This window comes from Streptomyces sp. BYX5S, assembly GCF_054724165.1.
This window is the reverse complement of sequence record NZ_CM138829.1, coordinates 1,631,823-1,655,055: the sequence shown is the minus strand read 5'-3', so window position 1 is coordinate 1,655,055 and position 23,233 is coordinate 1,631,823. Positions and strand designations below refer to the sequence as shown.

Sequence of the window (23,233 nt, the reverse complement as noted above, 5' to 3'; positions counted from 1 at the left end):
TCAGCCGTTCACCTGCGGCAGGGGCTCAATCGTCGGGTTACGCGTTGACCGGGTCCGGGGTCGTGGTCGGGGACTGGGGCGGGACGCCGTCGCCGCGCTTGGCCGCCCGCTTCGCCGCCCGCCGCTCCTTGCGGAGCTCCAGCATCGCGTAGAGCGTCGGCACGAGCAGCAGCGTCAGCAGGGTCGACGTGATCAGACCGCCGATCACCACCACGGCCAGCGGCTGCGCGATGAAGCCGCCCTCGCCGGTGACGCCGAGCGCCATCGGGAGCAGGGCGAAGATCGTCGCCAGGGCCGTCATGAGGATCGGGCGCAGACGGTGCCGGCCGCCCTCGACGACCGCTTCCACCACACCGAGCCCCTGGGACCGGTACTGGTTGATCAGGTCGATCAGCACGATCGCGTTCGTCACCACGATGCCGATGAGCATCAGCATGCCGATCATCGCCGGCACCCCCATCGGCGTCCCCGTGGCGATCAGCAGCCCGAGCGCGCCCGTCGCCGCGAACGGGATGGAGACCAGCAGGATCAGCGGCTGGGCCAGCGAGCGGAACGTCGCCACCAGCAGCATGAAGACGATCGCGATGGCCGCGAGCATCGCCAGGCCGAGGTTCTTGAACGCGTCGTCCTGGTCCTCGCTGACCCCGCCGATGGTCGCCGTGGCGCCCTTGGGCAGGTCGAGCGAGGCGAGCTTCGACTGGAGGTCGGCGCTGACCGCGCCCGTGTTGTCGCCGTCCGGCTTCGCCGTGACCGTCGCCGCGCGGGCGCCGTCGATCCGGGTCATGGAGACCGGGCCGTCGACCGTCTTCACCGTCGCGATGTCGCCGAGCGTGAGCCCGCCCGGTCCCATCGGCAGCTTCTTCAGCTCGGCCATCGTGGTGGCCGGCTTCGCCGACTTCACGACGATGTCGCGCTCGGTGTCGTCGAGGGTCGCCTTGCCGCTGGTGGTGCCTCGCACCGCCTGGCCGACGGCCGCGCCGAGCGTGGTGTCGTTGAATCCGGCGGCGGCCGCCTTGGCGTTGGCCTTGACCGAGATCCGCGGCACGGACTGCGACAGGTCGCTGGTGACGTCGGTGACGTCGTCGAGCGAGGCGACCGCGTCGCGGACCTGACCGGCGGCCTTCTCCAGTACGTCGCCGTCGGCGGCCTTCACGACCACGGACAGGTCCTGGTTGCCGAAGCCGTCACCGGACGCGATCGTCGTCGTACCGATGCCGGAGAGCTGTCCGAGCTCGCGGTCGATGCGCTTCTGCGTGGCCTCGAAGGTGTGGCTGTCCTTCAGCTTCACCTGGTACGACGCCTGGTTGGTGTCGGTGCCGCCGCCGAAGGCCGCCATGAAGCCGGAGGAGCCGATGGTGACCTGGTAGTCCTCGATCTCGTCGATGCCCGCGAGCACCTTCTCGATCTTCTTCGCGGAGGCGTCGGTCGCCGACAGGCTGGTGCCGGGCGCCAACTCCTGCTTGATGGAGAGGACTTCCTGCTCGCCCTGGTCGAAGAAGTTGGTCTTGAGCAGCGGCGCCATGCCGAACGTGCCGACGAGCACGACCACCGCGATCAGCAGCGAGGTGAAGCGGCGACGCGTCGCGAAGCGCAGCACGGGCACGTAGGCCCGCTGGAGCCAGGAGTTCGCCTCCTTCTCCTCGGCCAGGCGGCGGGCCTCCTCCGGGTCGACGCCGCGGGCCGCCTTCGGCGGGCGCAGGAACCAGTAGGACAGGACCGGGACGACCGTCAGCGACACCAGCAGGGAGGCCAGCAGCGCCGCCGTCACGGTGATGGAGAAGGAGCCGAACAGCTCGCCCACCATGCCGCCGACCAGGCCGATCGGCAGGAAGACGGCGACGGTCGTCAGCGTCGAGGACGTGACGGCCCCGGCCACCTCGCGCACGGCCGTGAGGATCGCTTCCCTGCGTTCCTCGCCGTAGCCGAGATGGCGCTTGATGTTCTCCAGGACGACGATCGAGTCGTCGACGACGCGGCCGATCGCGATGGTCAGCGCGCCGAGCGTGAGCATGTTGAGCGACAGGTCGCCCGTCCACAGGACGATCAGCGCGAGGACGACCGACAGCGGGATGGAGACCGCGGTCACGAGCGTCGAGCGCAGCGACGCCAGGAAGATCAGGATGATGACGACCGCGAAGAGCAGGCCGAGCGCGCCCTCCGTGGTCAGGCCCGAGATGGACTTCGAGACGGCCGGGCCCTGGTCGCTGACGACCGTGACCTCGGCGCCGGAGCCGAGGTCGTCGCGCAGCTGCGGCAGCTTGTCCTTGACGGCCTTGGAGATGGAGACGGCCGAGCCGTCCTGGTCCATGGTGACCGCGAGGGACAGGCTGGGCCTGCCGTCGGTGCGGGTGATCGAGTCGGCCGTGGACGGCTGCTGCTTGACGGTGGCGATGTCACCGAGGCGTACGGGCTTCTTGACGCCCTCCCCCGTGATCATCAGGTCCTGGATCTGCTTCAGGGAGGTGAATCCGCCGCCGACCTGGACCGTGCGGTTCTTGCCCGCCTCGTCGAGGGAGCCCGCGGGCAGCGTGGCGCCGCCGGCCTGCAACGACTGGTTCAGTGCCTGCGGATTGACTCCGGCCGCGGCCATCTTCCGGTCGTTCGGCGTGACGTCGACCTGGAGGTCGCGCACACCGTCGACGGTGACCTGGGAGACGCCGTCGATGTCCTTCAGCGTCGGCACCGCGGACTTGTCGAGCTGCTCGGCGAGCGCCTGCTGGTCCTTGTCGGAGGTGACGGCGAGCACGACGGTCGGGATGTCGTCGGTGGATCCGGCGACGACCTGCGGGTCGACGTCGTCGGGCAGCTGGGCGCGGGCCCGGTTGACCGCCTGCTGGACGTCGGCGACGAGCTGCTTGGTGCCGTCCGTGCCGTAGTCGAACTGGGCCATCACCAGGGCGTTGCCCTCACTGGCCGTCGACGTGACGCCGGTGATGCCGTCGACCGCGTCGATGGAGTTCTCCAGCGGCTCGACGACCTGCTTCTCCACCACGTCCGGGGACGCGCCCTGGTAGGGGGCGATGACAGAGACCATGGGCAGTTCGATCGAGGGCAGCAGCTGCTGCTTGAGCTGAGGGATCGCGATCGCGCCGAAGGCGATCGCGATGATCGACATCAGCCCGATGAGGGCGCGTTGGGCGAGGCTGAATCTCGACAGCCAGGACATGGATCGGGTCTCCGTGGGACGTGAGCGGAAGATGAAGGCGCGTGGCATGACAACCGTCGCGGTGGGCTCCGCCGCGGTGGCAGGCGTGGGGCCCACGGTCCACCCTCGGTCATGCGTGCGAGCTGATTCGTCGCTCCCAGGTCCCGTTCTCGTCCGCCGCCTACTGCGCCCGTAGTACGCGGCCCGTAAGGGTCACTCCACCCTTGGGCGTACCAGGCCCGATTCGTACGCGATGACGACGAGTTGGGCGCGGTCGCGGGCGCCGAGCTTGGCCATGGCGCGGTTCACGTGGGTCTTCACGGTGAGCGGGCTGACTTCGAGGCGCTCGGCGATCTCGTCGTTGGAGTAGCCGCCCGCGACCTGGACGAGGACCTCGCGCTCGCGTCCGGTGAGCGCGGCGAGCCGCTCGGTGCCGCCGTCGGTGGGGCGCTCCCCCTCCTCGTAACCGTCCCCCTGTGCGAGGAACTGGGCGATCAGGCCCTTCGTCGCGACGGGCGAGAGGAGCGCATCGCCGGCGGCCGCGATCCGGACGGCGCCGAGGAGTTCGTCGGGTTCGGCGCCCTTGCCGAGGAAGCCGGAGGCACCGGCCCGCAGCGACTGCACCACGTACTCGTCGACCTCGAACGTCGTCAGCATCACGACGTGCACGTGGCACAGGTCGGGGTCGGCGCTGATCTCGCGGGTGGCGGCGAGGCCGTCGGTGCCGGGCATCCGGATGTCCATGAGGACGACGTCGGGCCGCTCGGAGCGGGTGAGCCGGACGGCCTCGGCCCCGTCCGAGGCCTCCCCCACCACCTCCATGTCGGGTTCGGAGTCGACGAGCACGCGGAAGGCGCTGCGCAACAGGGCCTGGTCGTCGGCCAGGAGGACCCTGATGGTTCCGCTGCTGGTCATGTGGTGGCGTCCTCGGGGGTGGTGTCGGGGCCGCCGGTGGAAGGGGTGCCGGCGGGGCGGGCCTTGGCCGGAAGGATGGCATGGATGCGGAAACCGCCGCCGTAGCGCGGTCCCGCGGTGAGGGTGCCGCTGAGCGCCGTGACGCGTTCGCGCATGCCGAGGAGTCCGTGGCCGCCGTTCGCGTCCGGCTCGTCGGGGTCGCTGGGGTGGTCGCCGTACGCGGCGGTGGCGCCGGGGCCGTTGTCGAGGACGGTGATCTCCACGTTCGGGCCCACGCGTACGACGCTGACCTCGGCTTTCGCGTCGGCGCCCGCGTGCTTCTGCACGTTCGTCAGGGCTTCCTGCACGACGCGGAAGGCGGCGAGGTCGACGGCGGCGGGCAGGGCCGGGGCGTCCTTCGCGCGGGCCACCTCCACCGGGAGGCCCGCGTGCCGGAAGGTGTCGACGAGGTCGTCGAGGCGGTCGAGGCCGGGAGCCGGTTCGGTGGGCGCCTCCGGATCCCCGGTCTGCCGCAACAGGCCGACGGTGGCGCGGAGTTCGTTGAGGGCGGAGCGGCTGGCCTCGCGGACGTGGGAGAGCGCCTCCTTGGCCTGGTCGGGCCTGCGGTCCATGACGTGGGCGGCGACACCGGCCTGCACGTTGACCAGGGCGATGTGGTGGGCGACGACGTCGTGCAGATCGCGGGCGATCCGCAGCCGCTCCTCGGCGACGCGGCGCCGGGCCTCCTCCTCGCGGGTGCGTTCGGCGCGCTCGGCGCGTTCGCGGATCGCGGTGACGAAGGCGCGGCGGGAGCGGACCGCGTCGCCCGCGGCCGCGGCCATCCCGGTCCACGCGAAGATCCCCAGGTTCTCCTGGGAGTACCAGGGCAGCGGGCCCGCGAACATGGCGACGCAGGTCAGCACCGCCATCGTCGCGAGTCCCACGCGCCACGTGGTGGGGCGGTCCGTGGTGGCGGCGACCGTGAAGAGCGCGACGACCGCGCACATCACGACGGGGGCGCGGGGGTCGCCGACGACGAGTTCCACGAGGGAGACGGTGGAGGTCGCGGCGAGCACGGGGAGGGGGGCGCGGCGGCGGAACACGAGGGCGGCGGCGCCGAGCAGCATCAGGACGAGGCTGAGGGCGTCCGGGGTTCTGGCACCCCAGGCGTACGTGCCGTCCGGGCCGTGCGGGTCGACGAAGGAGCCCGCGACCATGCAGGTCAGGACGCCCAGCGCGAGGGTGGCGTCCAGGGCCAGCGGATGCGACCCGGCCCACCGTACGAAGGGATTCACCGTCTTCACGCTACCGCGTCCCCCTCCGGCCCCGACCCGGACCGGCGGGAGGGCTGAATCAAGCCTCTGCGGCGATTGAGCAGCGGGGTCCGGGGCGGAGCCCCGCGGCGTCCACCACGGTGGGTGTGCCAGGGGCCGGGACGTTACCCCGGGATCAGGCCGTCGTCGCTGAGCATCTCCCGCACCTCTTCCAACGTCGCACCCGGCGCCGGAAGAATCAGCTCCGACGGCTCCAGCGCATCGTCGGGAAGCGGAGCGCCCAGGCGGCGCACCGCGTCCAGGAGAGCCGTGAGCGTCCGGCGGAACCCCGCCTCGTCACCGCTCTCCATCTCCGCGAGGAGCTCGTCGTCGAGCTTGTTGAGTTCGGCGAAGTGGTCGTCCGCCAACCTCACCTGGCCCTCCCCCATGATCCGGACGATCATGTCGGCCTCCAGCCTTCTACTGCTTGTCGAAGCGCGGCGTACTGGTGTCCTGGGGCTGCTGCGCCTGCTGACCCTGGCCCTCGCCGCCCTCGATCGCCGTCTGCGACGAGGACGGGCCACCGGACAGCTCCGCCTTCATGCGCTGCAGCTCCAGCTCTACATCCGTACCACCGGAGAGCCGGTCCAGCTCGGCCTGGATGTCGTCCTTGGCCATGCCGGAGGGGTCGTCGAGCGCGCCGGAGGCCAGCAGTTCGTCGATCGCGCCGGCCCGCGCCTGCATCTGCGCCGTCTTGTCCTCGGCCCGCTGGATCGCCATGCCGACGTCGCCCATCTCCTCGGAGATGCCGGAGAACGCCTCACCGATCCGGGTCTGCGCCTGCGCCGCGGTGTAGGTGGCCTTGATGGTCTCCTTCTTCGTGCGGAAGGCGTCGACCTTGGCCTGCAACCGCTGGGCCGCGAGGGTGAGCTTCTCCTCCTCGCCCTGGAGCGTCTGGTGCTGCGTCTCCAGGTCGGTCACCTGCTGCTGGAGGGCGGCCCGCCGGGACAGCGCCTCACGGGCCAGGTCCTCCCGGCCGAGCGCGAGCGCCTTGCGGCCCTGGTCCTCGAGCTTCGACGACTGGGACTGGAGCTGTCCCAGCTGCAGTTCCAGCCGCTTGCGGGACGTCGCGACGTCCGCGACCCCCCGGCGTACCTTCTGGAGCAGCTCCAGCTGCTTCTGGTACGAGTAATCGAGGGTTTCGCGCGGGTCCTCGGCCCGGTCAAGGGCCTTGTTCGCCTTCGCGCGGAAGATCATCCCCATACGCTTCATGACACCGCTCATGGGCTTCGCGCGCCCCCTTCTGACAGATCCAGCCGATGGTCCAGCTCCAGCACTGCGACAGAAACCACAGTACGGGTCCTGCCTCTATTACCGCACTGTTCAGGTACGGATGCGCTCATCCCCGAGGACGACTGCTTCCGGCCCCGCTCCGGCGCAAGGAGTAGATGACCCCTGACGAAGGGACGCAGGGTGTTGCCGGATCGTTCCCCACGGGCCTGTGGTGCATGCATGTCCACCACGTACCCTTGGCTTTTGTGTTCCGTAGCCGATCCAAGGACGACAAGGCCCAGGCCGCCCAGGCCCCGGTGAGCCAGTCCAAGCAGCCCCGAGACCCGCAGGCGCCCAAGGGCCGCCCCACGCCGAAGCGCAGCGTGGCCCAGACGCAGCGCCGCAGCGTGGCCAACACCAAGATGTCGCCGAAGGAGGCCCGCGCCCGCTCGCGCGACGAGCGTCGCGCCGCGATGCAGCGCCAGCGCGAAGCGTTGGCCAACGGTGACGAGCGCTACCTGCCGGCCCGTGACAAGGGCCCGGTGCGCAAGTACGCGCGCGACTTCGTCGACTCGCGCTTCGCGATCGCCGAGTACTTCCTGCCGATGGCGGTGATCATCCTCGTCCTGAGCATGATCCGTGTCGGTTCGCTCCAGAACATCGCGCTGCTGCTGTGGCTGTTCGTGATCGTCGCGATCGTGATCGACTCCGCCGTGACCGGTCTGCGTCTGCGCAAGATCCTCGCGGAGAAGTTCCCGAACGAGCGCCGCAAGGGTGCCGTGGCGTACGCACTGATGCGCACGCTGCAGATGAAGCGCCTTCGTCTGCCGAAGCCGCAGGTCAAGCGCGGAGAGCGGCCCTGAGCGCGAACGTCGTGGGCGATCCGTCCGGTGCGGCGGGCCCGGCCGGCGTGCCGGACGCGGCCGGTACGGAGCCCTTCGCCGGTGATGCCGTGCACTCCTGGCTGGACAAGCTGGGCGGGCTGCGCAACATCGTGCGGCAGGAGCTCGTGGCCCGGCAGCTCGACGAGCAGATAGCCGGGCGGTTCCCCGTCGGTCAGCGGCTGCGGGTGCTCGACGTGGGGATGGGCCAGGGCACGCAGGCGCTGCGGCTGGCTCGGGCCGGGCACAAGGTGACCGGTGTGGAGCAGGACCCGGACATGGTGGCCGTGGCGGGCCGGGCGCTCGCCACGGAGCCCGCGGGGGTGCGCGATCGGGTGCGCCTCGTGCAGGGCAGCGGCATGGACACCGGTGTCCACTTCCTGCCGGGCAGCTTCGACGTCGTGCTCTGTCACGGCGTGCTGATGTACGTGGAGGATCCCGACGCGCTGCTCGCCGGTCTTGCGCGGATGCTGGCGCCGGGCGGCCTGCTCTCGCTCGTCGTGCGCAATGGGGACGCGCTCGCGATGCGGCCGGGGCTGGGCGGTGACTGGATCACCGCGTTGGGCGCCTTCGAGACGACGAAGTACACGAACCGGCTCGGGCTCGACGTGCGCGCCGATCGGCTGGGCGCGCTCACGGAGACCCTCGCGGGGATCGGGGCGCCGTTGCACGCCTGGTACGGGGTGCGGGTCTTCACGGATCAGGCTGGGGACGATGCGGGGGTGCCGGAGCGTGGGGAGTTGCAGACGTTGCTCGCCGCGGAGGAGAAGGCAGGCCGCCTCGACCCGTACCGCCGGGTGGCGGCGCTCCTCCACCTCTGCGGAGTCCGCGGCTAGGCGTATCAAGCCCGTGGGGCCCCGACCAACGGTGGCTCGGCCCCATTAAGCCCGTGGGGCCCCGACCAACGGTGGCTCGGCCACATTAAGCCCCTGCGGCGATTGAGCAGCGGGGTCCGGGGCAGCGCCCCGAGGCGTCACCCACGGCACGGTGGTTACGGCCTCGGGGCTCCGCCCCGGACCCCGCGCCTCAAACGCCGGCGAGGCTGGATTTGCCCCCGGCGAAGCTGCATCGCCCCTGCAAGGCTGAAGTGCCCCCAGCACAGCTGAGTCGCCTCCGCGAGGCTGAAGCGCCTCCGGCGAGACTGGAGTGGCACTCCGACCGGGGGGGGGGAACCCGGGGGCGCCTCAGGAGTCGGAGGTCACTCCGGCGCGGACGCATCCTCCGCATGGAGGCTCATCGGGCCGTAGATCTTGGTGTCGTCCTCGAAGAGGGACACCTGGTCCGCTCCCCCGTCGGCCAACTGCTTCCAGTACTCCCCGACCCACGACTCCGCATCGCCCTGCGTGGTGAACTCCTCCGGCTGCACCGCGGGAGACACCTCCGTCCCGTCGGACTTCTCGAACCGCCACGTCCACGCCGCCATGTCAGCCTCCCGGTCTCGGATGTCCGATGTGCCGCTGTCCCCGGAAGCCTATCCGGGCGAGCGTCGATCAAGACGGCGCGGGAGGATCTTCCTGTGGAACTGACACTGCTCGGCACCGGTGGCCCCGAAGGGCTGCCCCGCCCCGACTGCCCCTGCGCCGCCTGCGCGACCGCGCTCGGCCGCGACGCCCGTGCCGCGACGGCGGTCCTGATCGACGGGACGCTGCTGCTCGACCTGACACCGGGCGCCGCGTTCGCCGCCGCCCGTTCGGGCCACAGCCTGGGCGGCGTACGGCAGGTGCTGCTGTCGCATCCGCACGACGGGCCCGCCGTCGAGGTGCCCGCGGGGCTGCCGCAGCCCGGCCGGGTGCCGGACGGCCGGGAGCTGGCGCTGCTGACCGGGCACCGGGTGCGCGCCCTGGCCCTGGACGCGCCGGGCACCGGTTACGAGGTGACGGGTCCCGAGGGCGAGCGGCTGCTGTATCTGCCGCCGGGCACCGCGCCCGCCGGGTTCGAGGAGGTCCGGGCGCCGTACGAGCTGGTGCTCGCCGGTGTCGTCGGGCGGCCGGACGCGCTGGCCAGGCTGCGCTCGGCGGGGGCGATCGGGCCGACCACCGATGTCGTCGCCGTGCACCTCGACCACGACGTGCCGCCGGGTCCTGAGCTGGCGCGACGGCTCGCGGCCGCCGGGGCGCGCGCCGTCCCGGACGGGACGACGCTCGTCGTCGGGGCGTACGAGGACGTGCCCGACGTGCCGCGCAGGACGCTGGTGCTCGGCGGGGCCCGGTCCGGGAAGTCGGTGGAGGCGGAGCGGCGCCTGGAGGCGTTCCCCGACGTGCTGTACGTGGCGACCGGCGGGACGCGCGGCGGGGACACGGAGTGGGCGCAGCGGGTGGCGACGCACCGGGAGCGGCGGCCCGGCTCGTGGCGGACGGCCGAGACCTGCGATCTCGTACCGCTCCTCGACGACCCGGAGGACTCCGCCCCGCTGCTCGTCGACTGTCTGTCGCTGTGGCTGACGTACGCGATGGACGAGGTCGGTGCCTGGGACGACGCCGAGTGGGCGGGCGGCGGGGAGAAGGCGCTGCGCAGGAAGGTGGCGGAGCTGGTCGAGGCCGTGCGGCGCACGCGGCGCACAGTCGTCGCCGTGTCCAACGAGGTGGGTTCGGGGATCGTGCCGGCGACCGCGTCGGGGCGCCGCTACCGGGACGAACTCGGCCGTCTGAACGCGGCGTTCGCGTCCGAGTGCGAGCACGTGCTGCTGGTCGTCGCGGGCCAGGCGCTCGCCCTGCGCGGCTGACGGCGCGGGGTCACGCGTCGGGGTCGCGGCGGGCGATCACCTGGTACGCGTTGGAGAAGCGGCTGCGGCGGACCAGCGGGGCGAGCAGCCGGTCGGCCGCGTGGGCGGCGAGGAGGCCGGGGACCGCCGCGCAGGACAGGGCCTTGCGCAGGACGCGCTGGAGGCCGGTGGGGGCCTTGGTGCGCCAGGGGGCGTCGCCGTCGGGGAGGATCTGGCTCACCAGGAGGGCGACGGCGGCCGTCAGGTCGAGCGGCACGTGCGGCGCGCGGCGGTCGACCGCGACGACGGTGAAGCCGAGGGCGCGCAGTTCCGTACGGAGGTTGCCGAGCGGCACGAAGTGCAGGTGCTGCGGCTGGAAGTACGGCATCCACCACTTGCCGAGGAGCGGCGCGAACCGGCTCTCGGGGTCGGGGAGTTCGATCACCAGATGGCCGCCGGGGCGCAACGCCCGGTGGGCGGCCTTCAGTTCGGCGCGCGGGTCGAGGGAGTGCTCCAGGTGGTGGAACATGCTGAGCACGTCGTACCGGCCTTCGAGGCGCGGCGCGAGGTCGGTGAGGCGGCCGCGGTGGGCCTCCTCCACGCGGCCCGCGCGGCGGGCCTCCTCGACTCCGGCGCCGGTGTCAAGGCCGTCGAACGCGGTGTACGGGAGGACCTCCTTGGCGACGGCGGGGAAGCCGCCGTGGCCGGTGCCGACGTCCAGCCAGCTCTCGGGTTCGAGGCGGGAGGCCAGGGCGCGGACCCGGGCGCGGTGCCGCCTGCCGGAGGGCCGGTCGCCGACGGGCGCGGCGAAGGGCTCGCCGAGGAGCTTTCCGACGAGCGTGTGCACTCCCTCGGTGTGGAGGCTCTCGTGGAAGTCGCGGCCGTAGAAGTCCAGTCCTTCGGTGGTGAGCCGGGGGTTCTGGAACGCGTGGGTGCACGACCCGCACTGGTCGAGGGTGAAGCTGCCGGGCTTGCCCTGGAAGAGGTCGGTGGTCCGCAGCCGGGTGCGCAGCCGTTCGGCCCCGCACCAGGGGCAGTCGGTGCGGCGCGGCTCGTGGAAGCGTTCGGTGCCCCGGGCGAGTTCGGTGAGGTAGGCGGGCCGGCGCTCGGCCACGGCCTGTGCGGTGGATGACATGCGTACGTTCAACTCCTGGCGCTGTGGGGCGAGTTCGTGCTCGGCGTGCGGAGCGGGGGCCTGCCGCTCGCGGTGATCGCGTCCCGTACGGCGCCGACGGCGCGCGCCACGGTCCCGTACCGCTCGGCCAGCAGCGGCAGTCGGTCGTCGAGGACGACGCCGACGGCGCCCGCGAGGGCGGCGGTCGCGGCGGCGCGCGGTCCGGCGCCGCCGCCCGCCCACACCGGGACGGCGTCCCCCGCGCCTTCGACCTCGTCGAGCACGGCGCGCAGCAGCGCGAACGTCGGCAACTCCCCTTCGCCATCGCCCGGTTCACCGTCCCGTACGACGAGTCCCGCGGCGCCCTCCGCGACCGCGTCGCGCGCCTGTCGTACGTCGGTCACCTCGGCGAACACGCACGGGACCTGGACGTCGCCGACGCGCCAGGGGGCGACGGGGCCGAGGAGGACGGTGTGCGGGCCGGTGCCCTCCGGGTCCTGAAGGTCGTCGGGGTGCAGCGCGCACCCGGCGGGGACGCGGACGCCGAAGGCGGCCGGGCACCAGGAGCGCAAGCGCCCGAGGGCCTCGCGGGCGGCGCGACCGCCGCGCCCCAGGTCGAGGACGCCGAGCGCGCCGGCCCTGCTGACGGCGGCGGCGAGCCGGGCGTCGGGCTCCGCGAACGGGGTGACGCCGAGGACGGGCGGGGGCGTCGCGGTGAGCACGGTCAAGGGAGGGAACTCCTGTGGGATACCCGACAATCCTGAACGAATGCGAACGTAAACGATCTGTCGCCCCGTCACCCGTGACACTCCGACGCCGCGTCACCGCATGGCGTAAATCCCCGACGGCGGGCCGCTCGCGGAACACCTTCGTGACGGACGGTGCAGCTGAGGCCAAGCCCCTCCACCGGCCGGTACTGTTCGGCGAATGAGCTCGCTGAATCTCGACGACTTCACCGATCTGATCGAGCGCCCGGACGGCGGGACCCGCCGTGACGCCGAGGAGCGCAGGGCGCGCTTCGCCGTGCCGCCCGGCGCGCTCGGCCGCCTCGACGAACTGGGCGAGTGGCTGAGCGCCGCCCAGGGCGCGGTGCCCGTGCGCACGGTCGCGCGTCCGCGCGTGGTCCTCTTCGCGGGCGACCACGGCGTCGCCGGACTCGACGTGTCGAAGCGGGCGGCCGGTACCGCGGCCGGGCTCGTGCGGGAGGTCGTCGAGGGCGCCTCCACGGGTGCGGTGCTCGCGCGCCAACTGGGTGTCGGCGTACGCGTCGTGGACATGTCCCTGGACTGCGAGCCCGACGCGCTGCCCGAGTCGGTCGACGCGCGGCGCGTGCGGCGTGGCTCCGGCCGCATCGACATCGAGGACGCGCTCACCCTGGAGGAGGCGGAGGCGGCGTTCCGCGCCGGGATGGCGGTCGCCGACGAGGAGGCCGACTCCGGTACGGACCTCGTCGTCCTCGGCGACATCAGCGTGGGCGGTACGACCGCGGCATCGACGCTGATCGCGGCGCTGTGCGGCACCGACGCGTCGGTCGTCACCGGGCGGGGCGGCGACCCGATCGACGACCTCGCGTGGATGCGCAAGTGCGCGGCGGTCCGTGACGCGCTGCGGCGGGCCCGGCCGGTCCTCGGCGACCAGCTCCAGCTGCTCGCCACGGTGGGCGGGGCGGATCTCGCGGCGGCGACGGGGTTCCTGCTCCAGTGCGCGGTGCGCAGGACGCCGGTGCTGCTGGACGGGGTGGTGTCGGCGGCGTGTGCGCTCGTCGGGCAGCGGGTGGCGTTCCGGGCGCCGGACTGGTGGCTCGCGGCGCACGCGAGTGGCGAGCCGGCGCAGGCGAAGGCGCTCGACCGCATGGCGATGGAGGTGCTGCTCGACCAGGACGTGCGGGTCGGCGGGGGTGCGGGTGGGTTGTTGGCGTTGCCGTTGGTGCAGGCGGCGGGGGTGCTGGCCGCGGAGTTGCCGGAGGCGACCAAGCCTGCGGCGGAGGAGCCGCCGGAGATCGTGTGACCTCGGCCTCCGGCCCGGTGCGCCCTCCGTTGCCCACGCCGCGGGGCTCCGCCCCGGACCCCGCTCCTCAATCGCCGGAGGGGCTTGATTGGGCCCCGCTCCTCAATCGCCGGAGGGGCTTGATTGGGCCGGACCGGCGCCGGAGCCGATGGAGTGGGGCGGGTAATCTCGCCCGGTGTCCGAAACAAGTTCTCGCGCCTCCGTGCCGGACGGCATACGTTTCGCGTTCGGGACGTTGACCGTGATCCCCGTGAAGGTCGGGCGCTGGGACCGGGGCGCCGCCCGCGTGGGGATGTTGTGCGCGCCCGTGGCCGGGCTGGTCGTCGGGGTCGGCGCCGCCGCGGTCGGCACGCTGCTGACGGTTCTCGGCGCGGGTGCGCCGCTCGCCGCCGTGGCCGCCGTCGCCGTGCCCGCCGCGCTCACCCGCGGTCTGCACCTGGACGGGCTGGCCGACGTCGCCGACGGCCTCGGCAGCGGCAAGCCCGCCGAGGACGCGCTCAGGATCATGAAGCAGTCGGACATCGGGCCGTTCGGGGTGGTGACCCTGGTCCTGGCGCTGCTGGCCCAAGTCGCCGTACTGGCGCAGCTGTTCGCCGAGTCGTGGGCGCGCGGCGCGCTCGCCGCCGTGCTGTCCGCCGTCACCGCCCGCCTCGCCCTCACCTTCGCCTCCCGCACCGGCGTCCCGGCCGCCCGCCCGGAGGGCCTCGGCGCGGCGGTCGCGGAGACCGTGTCCCGGCGTGCCGCGCTGATCGCGGGCGCGGTGGTGGTCGCGGTGGCCGCCGCGTTCTCGGTGCCGGGCGCCCTGGCCGTCGTCCTGGGCTGCGGCGCCGCCGAACTGCTCGCGCGCCGCTGCGTGGCCCGCTTCGGCGGGGTGACCGGCGACGTCTTCGGCGCCGTCGCCGAGACCGCCGCGACGGCCGCCCTGGTGGCGCTCGCCGTCCTCGGCTGACCCCGGCCCGGCCCCGGGGCGGCAGGGCGTACCTGGACGGAGCAGTACAAGAACGACGGGCGTAGGCTCGCCCCGGGCGGGCCAACTACCCCCGGCCCCGGCGAAGAAGCCGGTACACCCGATGAAAGAGAGACCTCACCACCGTGACTGCTCTGACTCTCAGCACCGCCGCCGCGGCCGGCCTGCGCGCCGACGCGATCGTCGTCGGCGTCGTGAAGGGCGCCAAGGGCCCGGTCGTCGCGCACGGCGCGGAAGCCGTGGACAAGGCGTACGACGGCAAGCTCGGCACCGTCCTGGAGACCCTCGGCGCCAGTGGCGGCGAGGGCGAGGTGACCAAGGTCCCGGCGCCGTCCGGCTTCAAGGCGCCCCTCGTGCTGGCGGTCGGTCTGGGCGGCGAGCCGGAGAAGGACGCCGCGTACGACGCCGAGGCGCTGCGCCGCGCCGCCGGTGCCGCGGCCCGTGCCCTCGCCGGTGCGAAGAAGGCCGCGTTCGCGCTGCCCGTCGACGACGCCGAGGACGCCGGTGCGATCGCGGAGGGCGCGCTGCTCGGCGCGTACTCCTTCGACGCCTACAAGGAGTCCGCGAAGGACCCGAAGAACGGCAAGGCGCCGCTCGCCGAGGTCGCGATCCTCGGCGGCAAGCCCCGCGACAAGGCGTACAAGGCGGCCGTCGAGCGCGCCCTCGCCCTGACCGAGGAGCTCAACCGCGCCCGCGACCTGATCAACACCCCGCCGAACGACCTGAACCCGGAGTCCTTCGCCGCCGTCGCCCAGGCCGCGGCCAAGGAGCACGGCATCAAGGTGCAGGTGCTCGACGAGAAGGCCCTGGAGAAGGGCGGCTACGGCGGCATCCTCGGCGTCGGCGCCGGTTCCGCCTCGGGCCCGCGTCTGGTGAAGCTCTCGTACAAGAGCTCCAAGGCGAAGAAGCACCTGGCCTTCGTCGGCAAGGGCATCACGTACGACTCGGGCGGCATCTCGCTGAAGCCGGCCGGTCACAACGAGACGATGAAGTGCGACATGGCCGGCGCCGCCGCCGTGTTCGCCGCGGTCGTCGCCGCCGCCCGCCTCGGCCTGGAGGTGAACGTCACCGGCTGGCTGGCGCTCGCCGAGAACATGCCGTCGGGTTCGGCCACCCGCCCCGGCGACGTGCTGCGCATGTACTCGGGCAAGACGGTGGAGGTGCTGAACACCGACGCCGAGGGCCGCCTCGTGCTCGCCGACGCCATCGCCAAGGCCTCCGAGGAGACCCCGGACGCGATCGTCGACGTCGCCACGCTGACCGGCGCGATGATGCTGGCGCTCGGCTCGCGCACCTTCGGCATCATGGCCAACGACGACGCCTTCCGCGGCTCGGTCCACGAGGCCGCCGAGGAGTCCGGCGAGCCGGCCTGGCCGATGCCGCTGCCGACGCACCTGCGCAAGGGCATGGACTCGTCGACCGCCGACATCGCCAACATGGGCGAGCGGATGGGCGGCGGCCTCGTCGCCGGTCTGTTCCTGAAGGAGTTCGTCGGCGAGGGCATCACGTGGGCCCACCTCGACATCGCGGGCCCGGCGTTCAACGAGTCCGCCCCGTTCGGTTACACGCCGAAGGGCGGCACGGGCACGGCGGTCCGTACGCTGGTCCGCCTCGCGGAGCGGACGGCCGCCGGAGACCTCGGCTGACCTGAGGTCGTCACTGTTCAGCCCCCGGTGCCCGGCACCGGGGGCTGTTCGCTTTGGACGAAATCCGCGGGTTCGTCCTCGCTTGTCACAGCTGTTTCCGGTGTAACAGCCGTCTCACCCACCAGCCCGACGTCCCGCCCGCCTCCGACAAGTGCGAGGATGGGGTACGGCAGGACAGGGCCCTGACCCAGGGCCGAAGAACGAGCGGCCGAACACCCCGCCGCCCGGTCGTCGGAGACCGGCGTACGGCGCACATGCATGGAGGACGTGACGTGGCGAACGACGCCAGCACTGTTTTCGACCTAGTGATCCTCGGCGGTGGCAGTGGCGGTTATGCCGCGGCCCTGCGCGGAGCGCAGCTGGGCCTGGACGTCGCCCTGATCGAGAAGAACAAGCTCGGCGGCACCTGCCTGCACAACGGCTGCATCCCGACGAAGGCCCTGCTGCACGCCGGCGAGATCGCCGACCAGGCGCGCGAGGCCGACCAGTTCGGCGTGAAGGCCACCTTCGAGGGCATCGACATCGCGGCCGTCCACAAGTACAAGGACGACGTGATCTCCGGCCTGTACAAGGGCCTCCAGGGTCTCGTCGCCTCCCGCAAGGTGACGTACATCGAGGGCGAGGGCAAGCTCTCCTCGCCGACGTCCGTCGACGTGAACGGCCAGCGCGTCCAGGGCCGCCACGTCCTCCTGGCGACCGGCTCCGTGCCGAAGTCGCTGCCGGGCCTGGAGATCGACGGCAACCGCATCATCTCCTCGGACCACGCGCTGAAGCTGGACCGCGTCCCGCAGTCCGCGATCGTCCTGGGCGGCGGCGTCATCGGCGTCGAGTTCGCGAGCGCCTGGAAGTCCTTCGGCACCGACATCACGGTCGTCGAGGGCCTCAAGCACCTCGTCCCGGTCGAGGACGAGAACAGCTCGAAGCTGCTGGAGCGCGCGTTCCGCAAGCGCGGCATCAAGTTCAACCTCGGCACCTTCTTCGAGAAGGCCGAGTACACGCAGGACGGCGTCCGCGTGACCCTCGCCGACGGCAAGACCTTCGAGGCCGAGGTCCTCCTGGTCGCCATCGGCCGCGGCCCGGTCTCCCAGGGCCTCGGCTACGAGGAGCAGGGCGTGGCCATGGACCGTGGCTACGTGCTCGTCGACGAGTACATGCAGACCAACGTGCCGACCATCTCGGCCGTCGGTGACCTGGTCCCGACCCTCCAGCTCGCGCACGTCGGCTTCGCCGAGGGCATCCTGGTGGCGGAGCGGCTGGCCGGCCTGAACCCGGTGCCGGTCGACTACGACGGCGTGCCGCGCGTGACCTACTGCCACCCGGAGGTCGCCTCCGTCGGTATCACCGAGGCCAAGGCCAAGGAGATCTACGGTGCGGACAAGGTCGTCGCTCTGAAGTACAACCTGGCGGGCAACGGCAAGTCCAAGATCCTGAAGACCGCGGGCGAGATCAAGCTCGTGCAGGTCAAGGACGGTGCCGTGGTCGGCGTCCACATGGTCGGCGACCGTATGGGCGAGCAGGTCGGCGAGGCCCAGCTGATCTACAACTGGGAAGCGCTGCCGGCCGAGGTCGCCCAGCTCGTCCACGCCCACCCGACGCAGAACGAGGCGCTCGGCGAGGCCCACCTGGCCCTCGCGGGCAAGCCGCTGCACTCGCACGACTGAGCAGCCTCGCCCCGCCCGTCGCGACTGGGCGCGACGACCGACCACACAGACTTCCGCACTGCGTTGCCGCGCATTGCACATCGTTAAGGAGCAACAGAAACCATGGCGGTTTCCGTATCCCTTCCGGCGCTCGGTGAGAGCGTCACCGAGGGCACTGTCACCCGCTGGCTGAAGGCGGAGGGCGAGCGCGTCGAGGTCGACGAGCCGCTGCTCGAGGTCTCGACCGACAAGGTCGACACCGAGATCCCCTCCCCCGCCGCCGGCGTTCTGGCCTCCATCAAGGTCGCCGAGGACGAGACGGTCGAGGTCGGCGCCGAGCTGGCCGTCATCGACGACGGCTCGGGCGCTCCGGCCGCCGAGTCCGCCCCGGCCCAGGAGGCCCCGGCCGCCGAGGCCGCTCCGGCGCAGGAGGCCCCGGCCCCCGCCGCCGAGCCGGCTCCGGCCGCTCAGGAAGCCCCCGCCGCCCCGGCCGGTGGCGCCTCCGGCACCGACGTCGTGCTGCCCGCGCTGGGCGAGTCGGTCACCGAGGGCACCGTCACCCGCTGGCTGAAGGAGGTCGGCGAGGAGGTCGCGGAGGACGAGCCGCTGCTCGAGGTCTCCACGGACAAGGTCGACACCGAGATCCCGTCGCCGGTCGCGGGCGTGCTGCTCGAGGTCGTCGTGGGCGAGGACGAGACCGCCGAGGTCGGAGCCAAGCTCGCCGTCATCGGTGCCCCCGGTGCCGCCCCGGCCGCCGCCGCTCCCGCCGCCCCGGCCGCTCCGGCCCCGGCGCAGGAGGCCCCGGCCCAGCCCGCTCCGGCGCCGCAGGCCCCCTCGGCCCCGGCTCCGCAGCAGCAGGAGACCCCGGCGCCCGACCCGGCTCCGGCCGCCCCGGCCCCGGCTCCGGCCCCGGCCGCCCCGAAGGCCCAGCCCGCCCCGGCCGCTCCCGCCGCGCCGGCCGCCCCGGCCGACGAGGGCGCGTACGTGACCCCGCTGGTGCGCAAGCTCGCCGCCGAGCACGGCGTGAGCCTGTCCACCGTCAAGGGCACCGGCGTCGGCGGTCGCATCCGCAAGCAGGACGTCATCGCCGCCGCCGAGGCCGCCAAGGCGCAGGCTCCGGCCGCCGCCGCCCCGGCCGCCGCGAAGGCCGCGCCGACCCTGGAGGCCTCGCCGCTGCGTGGCCAGACGGTGAAGCTGCCGCGCATCCGCAAGGCCATCGCGGACAACATGCACAAGGCGCTCCAGGAGCAGGCTCAGCTGTCCTCGGTCATCGAGGTCGACATCACCAAGCTGATGAAGCTCCGCAACAAGGCCAAGAACGGGTTCGCCTCGCGCGAGGGCGTCAAGCTCTCCCCGATGCCGTTCTTCGTCAAGGCGGCCGTCCAGGCGCTGAAGGCCCACCCGGTCATCAACGCGCGCCTGAACTACGACGAGGGCACCATCACCTACTTCGACTCCGAGAACGTCGGCATCGCCGTCGACTCGGAGAAGGGCCTGATGACCCCGGTCATCAAGGGCGCGGGTGACCTCAACATCGCGGGCATCGCGAAGAAGACCGCCGAGCTGGCCGACAAGGTCCGCACCAACAAGATCGCCCCGGACGACCTGTCCGGCGCGACCTTCACGATCTCCAACACGGGATCGCGCGGCGCCCTCTTCGACACCGTCATCGTCCCGCCGAACCAGGTCGCCATCCTGGGCATCGGTGCCACGGTCAAGCGCCCGGTCGTCGTCTCCGACCCCGAGCTCGGTGACACGATCGCCGTCCGTGACATGACGTACGTGACGCTCTCCTACGACCACCGTCTGGTGGACGGCGCGGACGCCGCCCGCTACCTGACCACGGTCAAGCAGATCCTGGAGGCCGGCGAGTTCGCCGCCGAGCTGGGTCTGTAAGCACGACCCGCACCACGAAGGCGCCCCCGTCCGGAGCAACTCCGGGCGGGGGCGCCTTCGTGTGCCCGGGTGCGTAGCCGTACGCTCCGCCGGGCACGCCCTTCTGTAGCCGACACCCGACAACCGCTCTCTGTAACCGGCATCACCCGGCGCAAGCACGACCGCACCCCGTCTGGCCAGGGCCGCGGCCGTATTGTCTAAGGGTCCCCGCCGACCCACCGGGTCCACCCTGCCAAGGAGCCCCCATGACCGCGCCCGTCGTCCACTCGCTTCGCGATCAGATCCGCGAGCACATCGTCGAGGGGATCGTCAGCGGCCGCTGGAAGCCGGGCGAGCGCATCGTGGAGCGGCGGATCGCGACCGAGCTGGAGGTCTCGCAGACCCCGGTGCGGGAGGCGCTGCGGGAGCTGGAGTCGCTGCGGCTGATCGAGTCGGCGCCGAACAAGGGCGTGCGTGTACGGAATCTGAGCGCGGCGGACCTGGAGGAGTCCTACCCCGTCCGAGCGGGCCTGGAGGCCATCGCCGCCGAGCTGGCGGCCGACCGCCTCGCCGCCGACTGCTCGGCCCTGGAGCCCCACGTGGAGGCGCTCTACCGGGCCGACCAGGAGGCGGACGGGACCGCGCAGGTGCGGCACACGGTGGGCTTCCACCGGGAGCTGGTGCGGGCGGCGGACAACTCGGTGCTGCTGCACACCTGGGAGGGCCTCGGCATCGAGGTGTTCACGGCGCTGTCCATCCGCTGGCTGGGCACGGTCCAGCAGTCGTACGCGGAGGAGCACGCGGACCTCGTCGCGGCGTTCCGGCGCCGGGACCCGGAGATCGCGGCGCTGGTGAAGGCGCACGTCCTGGGGTGTGCGCCCCGCGCATGAGGCGTCACAGCGCGCAGCCCTTGACCAGGCACTGCGTGCCCTGAACTGCGAAATCAAGCGACACCCTGTGCCGACTTTCTCGATCTGAAGAGATTTTGCAGGTGAATCCTTTGATCGATCATCGATCAGGGAGTTACAGTCGCCGACGGGCCTCCACAGAGACCCAGCCCTGTCCTGCCAAAGACAAAGGGCACCCCCACCCCACCCCCTTCGACTCAGGAAGGCGTGCGGCGACTATGACCGACCCCATGCGCATCCAGCCGAGCGAGCTCGACCAGCTCCCGGACCGCGACCCCGAGGAGACCGCCGAATGGCGGGCCTCCCTGGACGCCGTCACCAAGGCGGCCGGGCCGCACCGTGCCGCGTACCTCATGCGGCGCACCCTGGAAGGCGCCGAAGCGGGCGGCCTGGCGCTGCCGAAGCTTCTTGAGACGGACTACCTCAACTCCATCCCCACCGCCGCCGAGCCGGAGTTCCCGGGCGACGAGGAGATGGAAGCGAAGATCACCGCGTACAACCGCTGGAACGCGGCCGCGATGGTGACCCGTGGTTCGAAAGCCGGCGTAGGCGGCCACATCGCCACCTTCGCCTCGGCCGCCTGGCTCTACGAGACCGGCTTCAACCACTTCTTCCGCGGCAAGGAGGGAGACGGCTCGGGCGACCAGCTCTACATCCAGGGCCACGCCTCGCCCGGCATCTACGCCCGCGCGTTCCTCGACGGCCGCCTCTCCGAGCAGCAGCTCGACAACTTCCGCCGCGAGGCGGGTGGCAACGGCCTGCCGTCGTACCCGCACCCGCGCCGCCTGCCCTGGCTGTGGGAGTTCCCGACGGTGTCCATGGGCCTCGGCCCGCTGTCCGCGATCTACCAGGCGCGGTTCAACCGCTACCTGTCGGCGCGCGGCATCAAGGACACGTCGAACTCGCACGTCTGGGCGTTCCTCGGCGACGGCGAGATGGACGAGCCCGAGTCGACCTCGGCGCTCACGCTCGCCGCCCGCGAGGGTCTGGACAACCTGACCTTCGTCATCAACTGCAACCTGCAGCGCCTGGACGGCCCGGTCCGTCCGAACTTCCGCGTGGTGCAGGAGCTGGAGGCCCAGTTCCGCGGCTCCGGCTGGAACGTCATCAAGTCCATGTGGGGCAACGCCTGGGACGAGCTCTTCCAGCTCGACACCACCGGCGCCCTCCTGCGCCGCCTGCGCGAGGTCCCGGACGCCCAGTTCCAGACGTACCAGACCCGCGACGTCGCCTACATCCGCGAGAACTTCTTCGGCACCGACCCGGCGCTGGTCGAGCTCGCGAAGGTCCTGTCCGACGACAAGATCTCCGAGTGCTTCCACATCTCGCGCGGCGGCCACGAGCCCCGCAAGGTGTACGCGGCGTACAAGGCGGCCGTCGAGACCAAGGGCAAGCCGACCGTCATCCTGACGCAGACGGTGAAGGGCTTCACGCTCGGCAAGGGCTTCGAGTCCAAGAACGCCAACCACCAGATGAAGAAGCTGACGATCGACGAGTTCAAGGACATGCGTGACCTCCTTGACCTCCCGATCCCGGACAGCAAGTTCGAGGACGGCGTCGTCCCGTACGCCCGTCCCGCCGAGGACTCCCCCGAGCTGCGCTACCTCGCCGAGCGGCGCGCCGCCCTCGGCGGCCCCGCCCCGGCCCGCCGTACGCAGCCGCTCACGCCGCTGCCCGCCCCCGCCGACAAGGCATTCGCCTCGTTCGACAAGGGCTCCGGCTCGCAGTCCGTGGCCTCCACGATGGCGCTCGTACGCCTCCTGAAGGACCTCGTACGGGACAAGACGTCCGGCAAGCGCTGGGTGCCGATCATCCCCGACGAGGCGCGCACCTTCGGCATGGAGTCGCTGTTCCCGTCGCTCGGCCTGTACTCGCCCAAGGGCCAGACGTACGACCCGGTCGACCGCGACCAGCTCATGTACTACAAGGAGTCCGAGTCTGGCCAGATCCTCAACGAGGGCATCAACGAGGCCGGCTCCCTCGCGGACTTCATCGCCGCCGCCACGTCGTACGCGACGCACGGCGAGCAGATGATCCCGCTGTACATCTTCTACTCGATGTTCGGCTGGCAGCGCACCGGCGACCAGTTCTGGCAGCTCGCCGACCAGATGGGCCGCGGCTTCGTCGTCGGCGCCACCGCCGGCCGCACCACGCTGACCGGTGAGGGTCTCCAGCACGCGGACGGCCACTCGCCGATGATCGCGGCCACCAACCCGGCAGCCCTCTCCTACGACCCGGCGTTCGCCTACGAGATCGCGGTCATCATGAAGGAGGGCCTGCGCCGTATGTACGGCGAGGCCAAGCCGGGCGAGGACCAGGACGTCTTCTACTACCTGACCGTCTACAACGAGCCGATGCCGCAGCCCGCCAAGCCGGCCGTCGACGGTCTCGACGAGGCGATCGTCAAGGGCCTCTACCGCTTCAACACGGCGGAGACCGCGGGCGTGAACGTGGCGGCGGCGAACGCCCCGCGCACCAACCTCATCGGCTCCGGTACGGCGATCCACTGGGCGCTCAAGGCGCAGCAGCTGCTCGCCGAGGAGTGGGGCGTGGCCGCCGACGTGTGGTCCGCGACCTCCTGGACCGAGCTGCGCCGCGACGCGCTGGAGGCCGACGAGGCGCTGCTGAACGGCGAGGAGCGGATTCCGTTCGTCCGCCAGGCGCTCCAGGGCGCCGAGGGCCCGGTGCTCGCCGTGTCCGACTACATGCGCCAGGTCCCCGACCAGATCGCGCAGTGGGTCGAGCAGGACTACACCTCGCTCGGTGCGGACGGCTTCGGCCTCTCCGACACCCGTGAGGACGCCCGCCGCTACTTCGGCGTCGACGCCGAGTCGATCGTCGTCGCGGCCCTCGCCCAGCTCGCCCGCCGCGGCGAGGTCAAGGCGACGGCCGTGAAGGAGGCGCGCGAGCGCTACGGCCTGTAGCACCCG

At 72.1% G+C, this 23,233-nt stretch carries 18 protein-coding genes; 10 read left to right on the top strand and 8 right to left on the bottom strand.

Annotated elements, in window-relative coordinates:
• Positions 1–37: 37 nt before the first annotated feature.
• The 5 genes from ACYBSK_RS07415 to ACYBSK_RS07395 all read right to left on the bottom strand — a co-directional run bounded on the left by ACYBSK_RS07415 (position 38) and on the right by ACYBSK_RS07395 (position 6,576).
• Positions 38–3,166, bottom strand: coding sequence for an efflux RND transporter permease subunit (locus ACYBSK_RS07415; protein ID WP_460245564.1), 3,129 nt, complete (start codon positions 3,164–3,166; stop codon positions 38–40).
• 192 nt (positions 3,167–3,358) lie between these two features.
• Positions 3,359–4,060 carry a response regulator gene (locus tag ACYBSK_RS07410; RefSeq protein ID WP_457476063.1) on the bottom strand — a complete coding sequence of 234 codons (702 nt, stop codon included), beginning with the start codon at positions 4,058–4,060 and terminating at the stop codon, positions 3,359–3,361.
• Positions 4,057–5,334, bottom strand: a complete 1,278-nt coding sequence (locus ACYBSK_RS07405; RefSeq protein ID WP_460245563.1) for a sensor histidine kinase — start codon at positions 5,332–5,334, stop codon at positions 4,057–4,059. The genes ACYBSK_RS07410 and ACYBSK_RS07405 overlap by 4 nt, the downstream gene beginning before the upstream one ends.
• Before the next feature lie 143 nt (positions 5,335–5,477).
• Positions 5,478–5,756, bottom strand: a complete 279-nt coding sequence (gene pspAA, locus ACYBSK_RS07400; RefSeq protein WP_457476061.1) for a PspA-associated protein PspAA — start codon at positions 5,754–5,756, stop codon at positions 5,478–5,480.
• A gap of 16 nt (positions 5,757–5,772) precedes the next feature.
• Positions 5,773–6,576: a PspA/IM30 family protein gene (locus ACYBSK_RS07395; protein WP_457476060.1), complete on the bottom strand. Its 804-nt coding sequence runs from the start codon at positions 6,574–6,576 to the stop codon at positions 5,773–5,775.
• Between the two features lie 224 nt (positions 6,577–6,800).
• Between ACYBSK_RS07395 and ACYBSK_RS07390 the strand changes: the two genes are divergently transcribed.
• Positions 6,801–7,427: a DUF3043 domain-containing protein gene (locus ACYBSK_RS07390; RefSeq protein WP_457481676.1), complete on the top strand. Its 627-nt coding sequence runs from the start codon at positions 6,801–6,803 to the stop codon at positions 7,425–7,427.
• Between the two features lie 146 nt (positions 7,428–7,573).
• Positions 7,574–8,281: a class I SAM-dependent methyltransferase gene (locus ACYBSK_RS07385; protein ID WP_457481675.1), complete on the top strand. Its 708-nt coding sequence runs from the start codon at positions 7,574–7,576 to the stop codon at positions 8,279–8,281.
• A gap of 362 nt (positions 8,282–8,643) precedes the next feature.
• Here ACYBSK_RS07385 and ACYBSK_RS07380 read toward each other — a convergent pair whose 3' ends face one another.
• Positions 8,644–8,868 (bottom strand): hypothetical protein, encoded by a 225-nt coding sequence (locus ACYBSK_RS07380; protein ID WP_460245562.1) that lies wholly within the window; start codon positions 8,866–8,868, stop codon positions 8,644–8,646.
• A gap of 93 nt (positions 8,869–8,961) precedes the next feature.
• On the opposite strand from ACYBSK_RS07380, the gene ACYBSK_RS07375 reads away from it, so the two are divergent.
• A complete protein-coding gene (locus tag ACYBSK_RS07375) occupies positions 8,962–10,167 on the top strand; it encodes a bifunctional adenosylcobinamide kinase/adenosylcobinamide-phosphate guanylyltransferase (protein WP_460245561.1) in 1,206 nt (401 codons plus the stop codon).
• 10 nt (positions 10,168–10,177) lie between these two features.
• On the opposite strand, the gene ACYBSK_RS07370 is transcribed toward ACYBSK_RS07375, so the two are convergent.
• Both ACYBSK_RS07370 and ACYBSK_RS07365 read right to left on the bottom strand, forming a co-directional pair.
• On the bottom strand, positions 10,178–11,281 hold the full coding sequence (locus ACYBSK_RS07370) for a class I SAM-dependent methyltransferase (RefSeq protein ID WP_460245560.1): 1,104 nt from the start codon (positions 11,279–11,281) through the stop codon (positions 10,178–10,180).
• Between the two features lie 8 nt (positions 11,282–11,289).
• Positions 11,290–11,988 carry a beta/alpha barrel domain-containing protein gene (locus tag ACYBSK_RS07365; RefSeq protein ID WP_457476056.1) on the bottom strand — a complete coding sequence of 233 codons (699 nt, stop codon included), beginning with the start codon at positions 11,986–11,988 and terminating at the stop codon, positions 11,290–11,292.
• A 199-nt stretch (positions 11,989–12,187) separates the two neighbouring features.
• On the opposite strand from ACYBSK_RS07365, the gene ACYBSK_RS07360 reads away from it, so the two are divergent.
• The 7 genes from ACYBSK_RS07360 to aceE all read left to right on the top strand — a co-directional run bounded on the left by ACYBSK_RS07360 (position 12,188) and on the right by aceE (position 23,227).
• Positions 12,188–13,267, top strand: coding sequence for a nicotinate-nucleotide--dimethylbenzimidazole phosphoribosyltransferase (locus ACYBSK_RS07360; RefSeq protein WP_457476055.1), 1,080 nt, complete (start codon positions 12,188–12,190; stop codon positions 13,265–13,267).
• Between the two features lie 175 nt (positions 13,268–13,442).
• Positions 13,443–14,216: an adenosylcobinamide-GDP ribazoletransferase gene (locus tag ACYBSK_RS07355; RefSeq protein ID WP_460245559.1), complete on the top strand. Its 774-nt coding sequence runs from the start codon at positions 13,443–13,445 to the stop codon at positions 14,214–14,216.
• Between the two features lie 143 nt (positions 14,217–14,359).
• Positions 14,360–15,880 carry a leucyl aminopeptidase gene (locus ACYBSK_RS07350; protein ID WP_457476053.1) on the top strand — a complete coding sequence of 507 codons (1,521 nt, stop codon included), beginning with the start codon at positions 14,360–14,362 and terminating at the stop codon, positions 15,878–15,880.
• 272 nt (positions 15,881–16,152) lie between these two features.
• Complete coding sequence (lpdA, locus tag ACYBSK_RS07345; protein WP_457476052.1) at positions 16,153–17,541, top strand: dihydrolipoyl dehydrogenase; 1,389 nt, start codon at positions 16,153–16,155, stop codon at positions 17,539–17,541.
• 102 nt (positions 17,542–17,643) lie between these two features.
• On the top strand, positions 17,644–19,416 hold the full coding sequence (gene sucB / locus ACYBSK_RS07340; protein ID WP_460245558.1) for a 2-oxoglutarate dehydrogenase, E2 component, dihydrolipoamide succinyltransferase: 1,773 nt from the start codon (positions 17,644–17,646) through the stop codon (positions 19,414–19,416).
• A gap of 245 nt (positions 19,417–19,661) precedes the next feature.
• On the top strand, positions 19,662–20,285 hold the full coding sequence (locus tag ACYBSK_RS07335) for a GntR family transcriptional regulator (RefSeq protein WP_457476050.1): 624 nt from the start codon (positions 19,662–19,664) through the stop codon (positions 20,283–20,285).
• 236 nt (positions 20,286–20,521) lie between these two features.
• A complete protein-coding gene (aceE, locus tag ACYBSK_RS07330; RefSeq protein ID WP_460245557.1) occupies positions 20,522–23,227 on the top strand; it encodes a pyruvate dehydrogenase (acetyl-transferring), homodimeric type in 2,706 nt (901 codons plus the stop codon).
• Positions 23,228–23,233: the final 6 nt, after the last annotated feature.

Bases quoted from the DNA above. Each gene is read 5' to 3' on its own strand.
- ACYBSK_RS07415 (WP_460245564.1), bottom strand. From the start codon at position 3,166: ATGTCCTGGCTGTCGAGATTCAGCCTCGCCCAACGCGCCCTCATCGGG.
- ACYBSK_RS07410 (WP_457476063.1), bottom strand. From the start codon at position 4,060: ATGACCAGCAGCGGAACCATCAGGGTCCTCCTGGCCGACGACCAGGCC.
- pspAA (WP_457476061.1), bottom strand. From the start codon at position 5,756: ATGATCGTCCGGATCATGGGGGAGGGCCAGGTGAGGTTGGCGGACGAC.
- ACYBSK_RS07395 (WP_457476060.1), bottom strand. From the start codon at position 6,576: ATGAGCGGTGTCATGAAGCGTATGGGGATGATCTTCCGCGCGAAGGCG.
- ACYBSK_RS07390 (WP_457481676.1), top strand. From the start codon at position 6,801: ATGCATGTCCACCACGTACCCTTGGCTTTTGTGTTCCGTAGCCGATCC.
- ACYBSK_RS07380 (WP_460245562.1), bottom strand. From the start codon at position 8,868: ATGGCGGCGTGGACGTGGCGGTTCGAGAAGTCCGACGGGACGGAGGTG.
- ACYBSK_RS07370 (WP_460245560.1), bottom strand. From the start codon at position 11,281: ATGTCATCCACCGCACAGGCCGTGGCCGAGCGCCGGCCCGCCTACCTC.
- ACYBSK_RS07360 (WP_457476055.1), top strand. From the start codon at position 12,188: ATGAGCTCGCTGAATCTCGACGACTTCACCGATCTGATCGAGCGCCCG.
- sucB (WP_460245558.1), top strand. From the start codon at position 17,644: ATGGCGGTTTCCGTATCCCTTCCGGCGCTCGGTGAGAGCGTCACCGAG.
- ACYBSK_RS07335 (WP_457476050.1), top strand. From the start codon at position 19,662: ATGACCGCGCCCGTCGTCCACTCGCTTCGCGATCAGATCCGCGAGCAC.
- aceE (WP_460245557.1), top strand. From the start codon at position 20,522: ATGACCGACCCCATGCGCATCCAGCCGAGCGAGCTCGACCAGCTCCCG.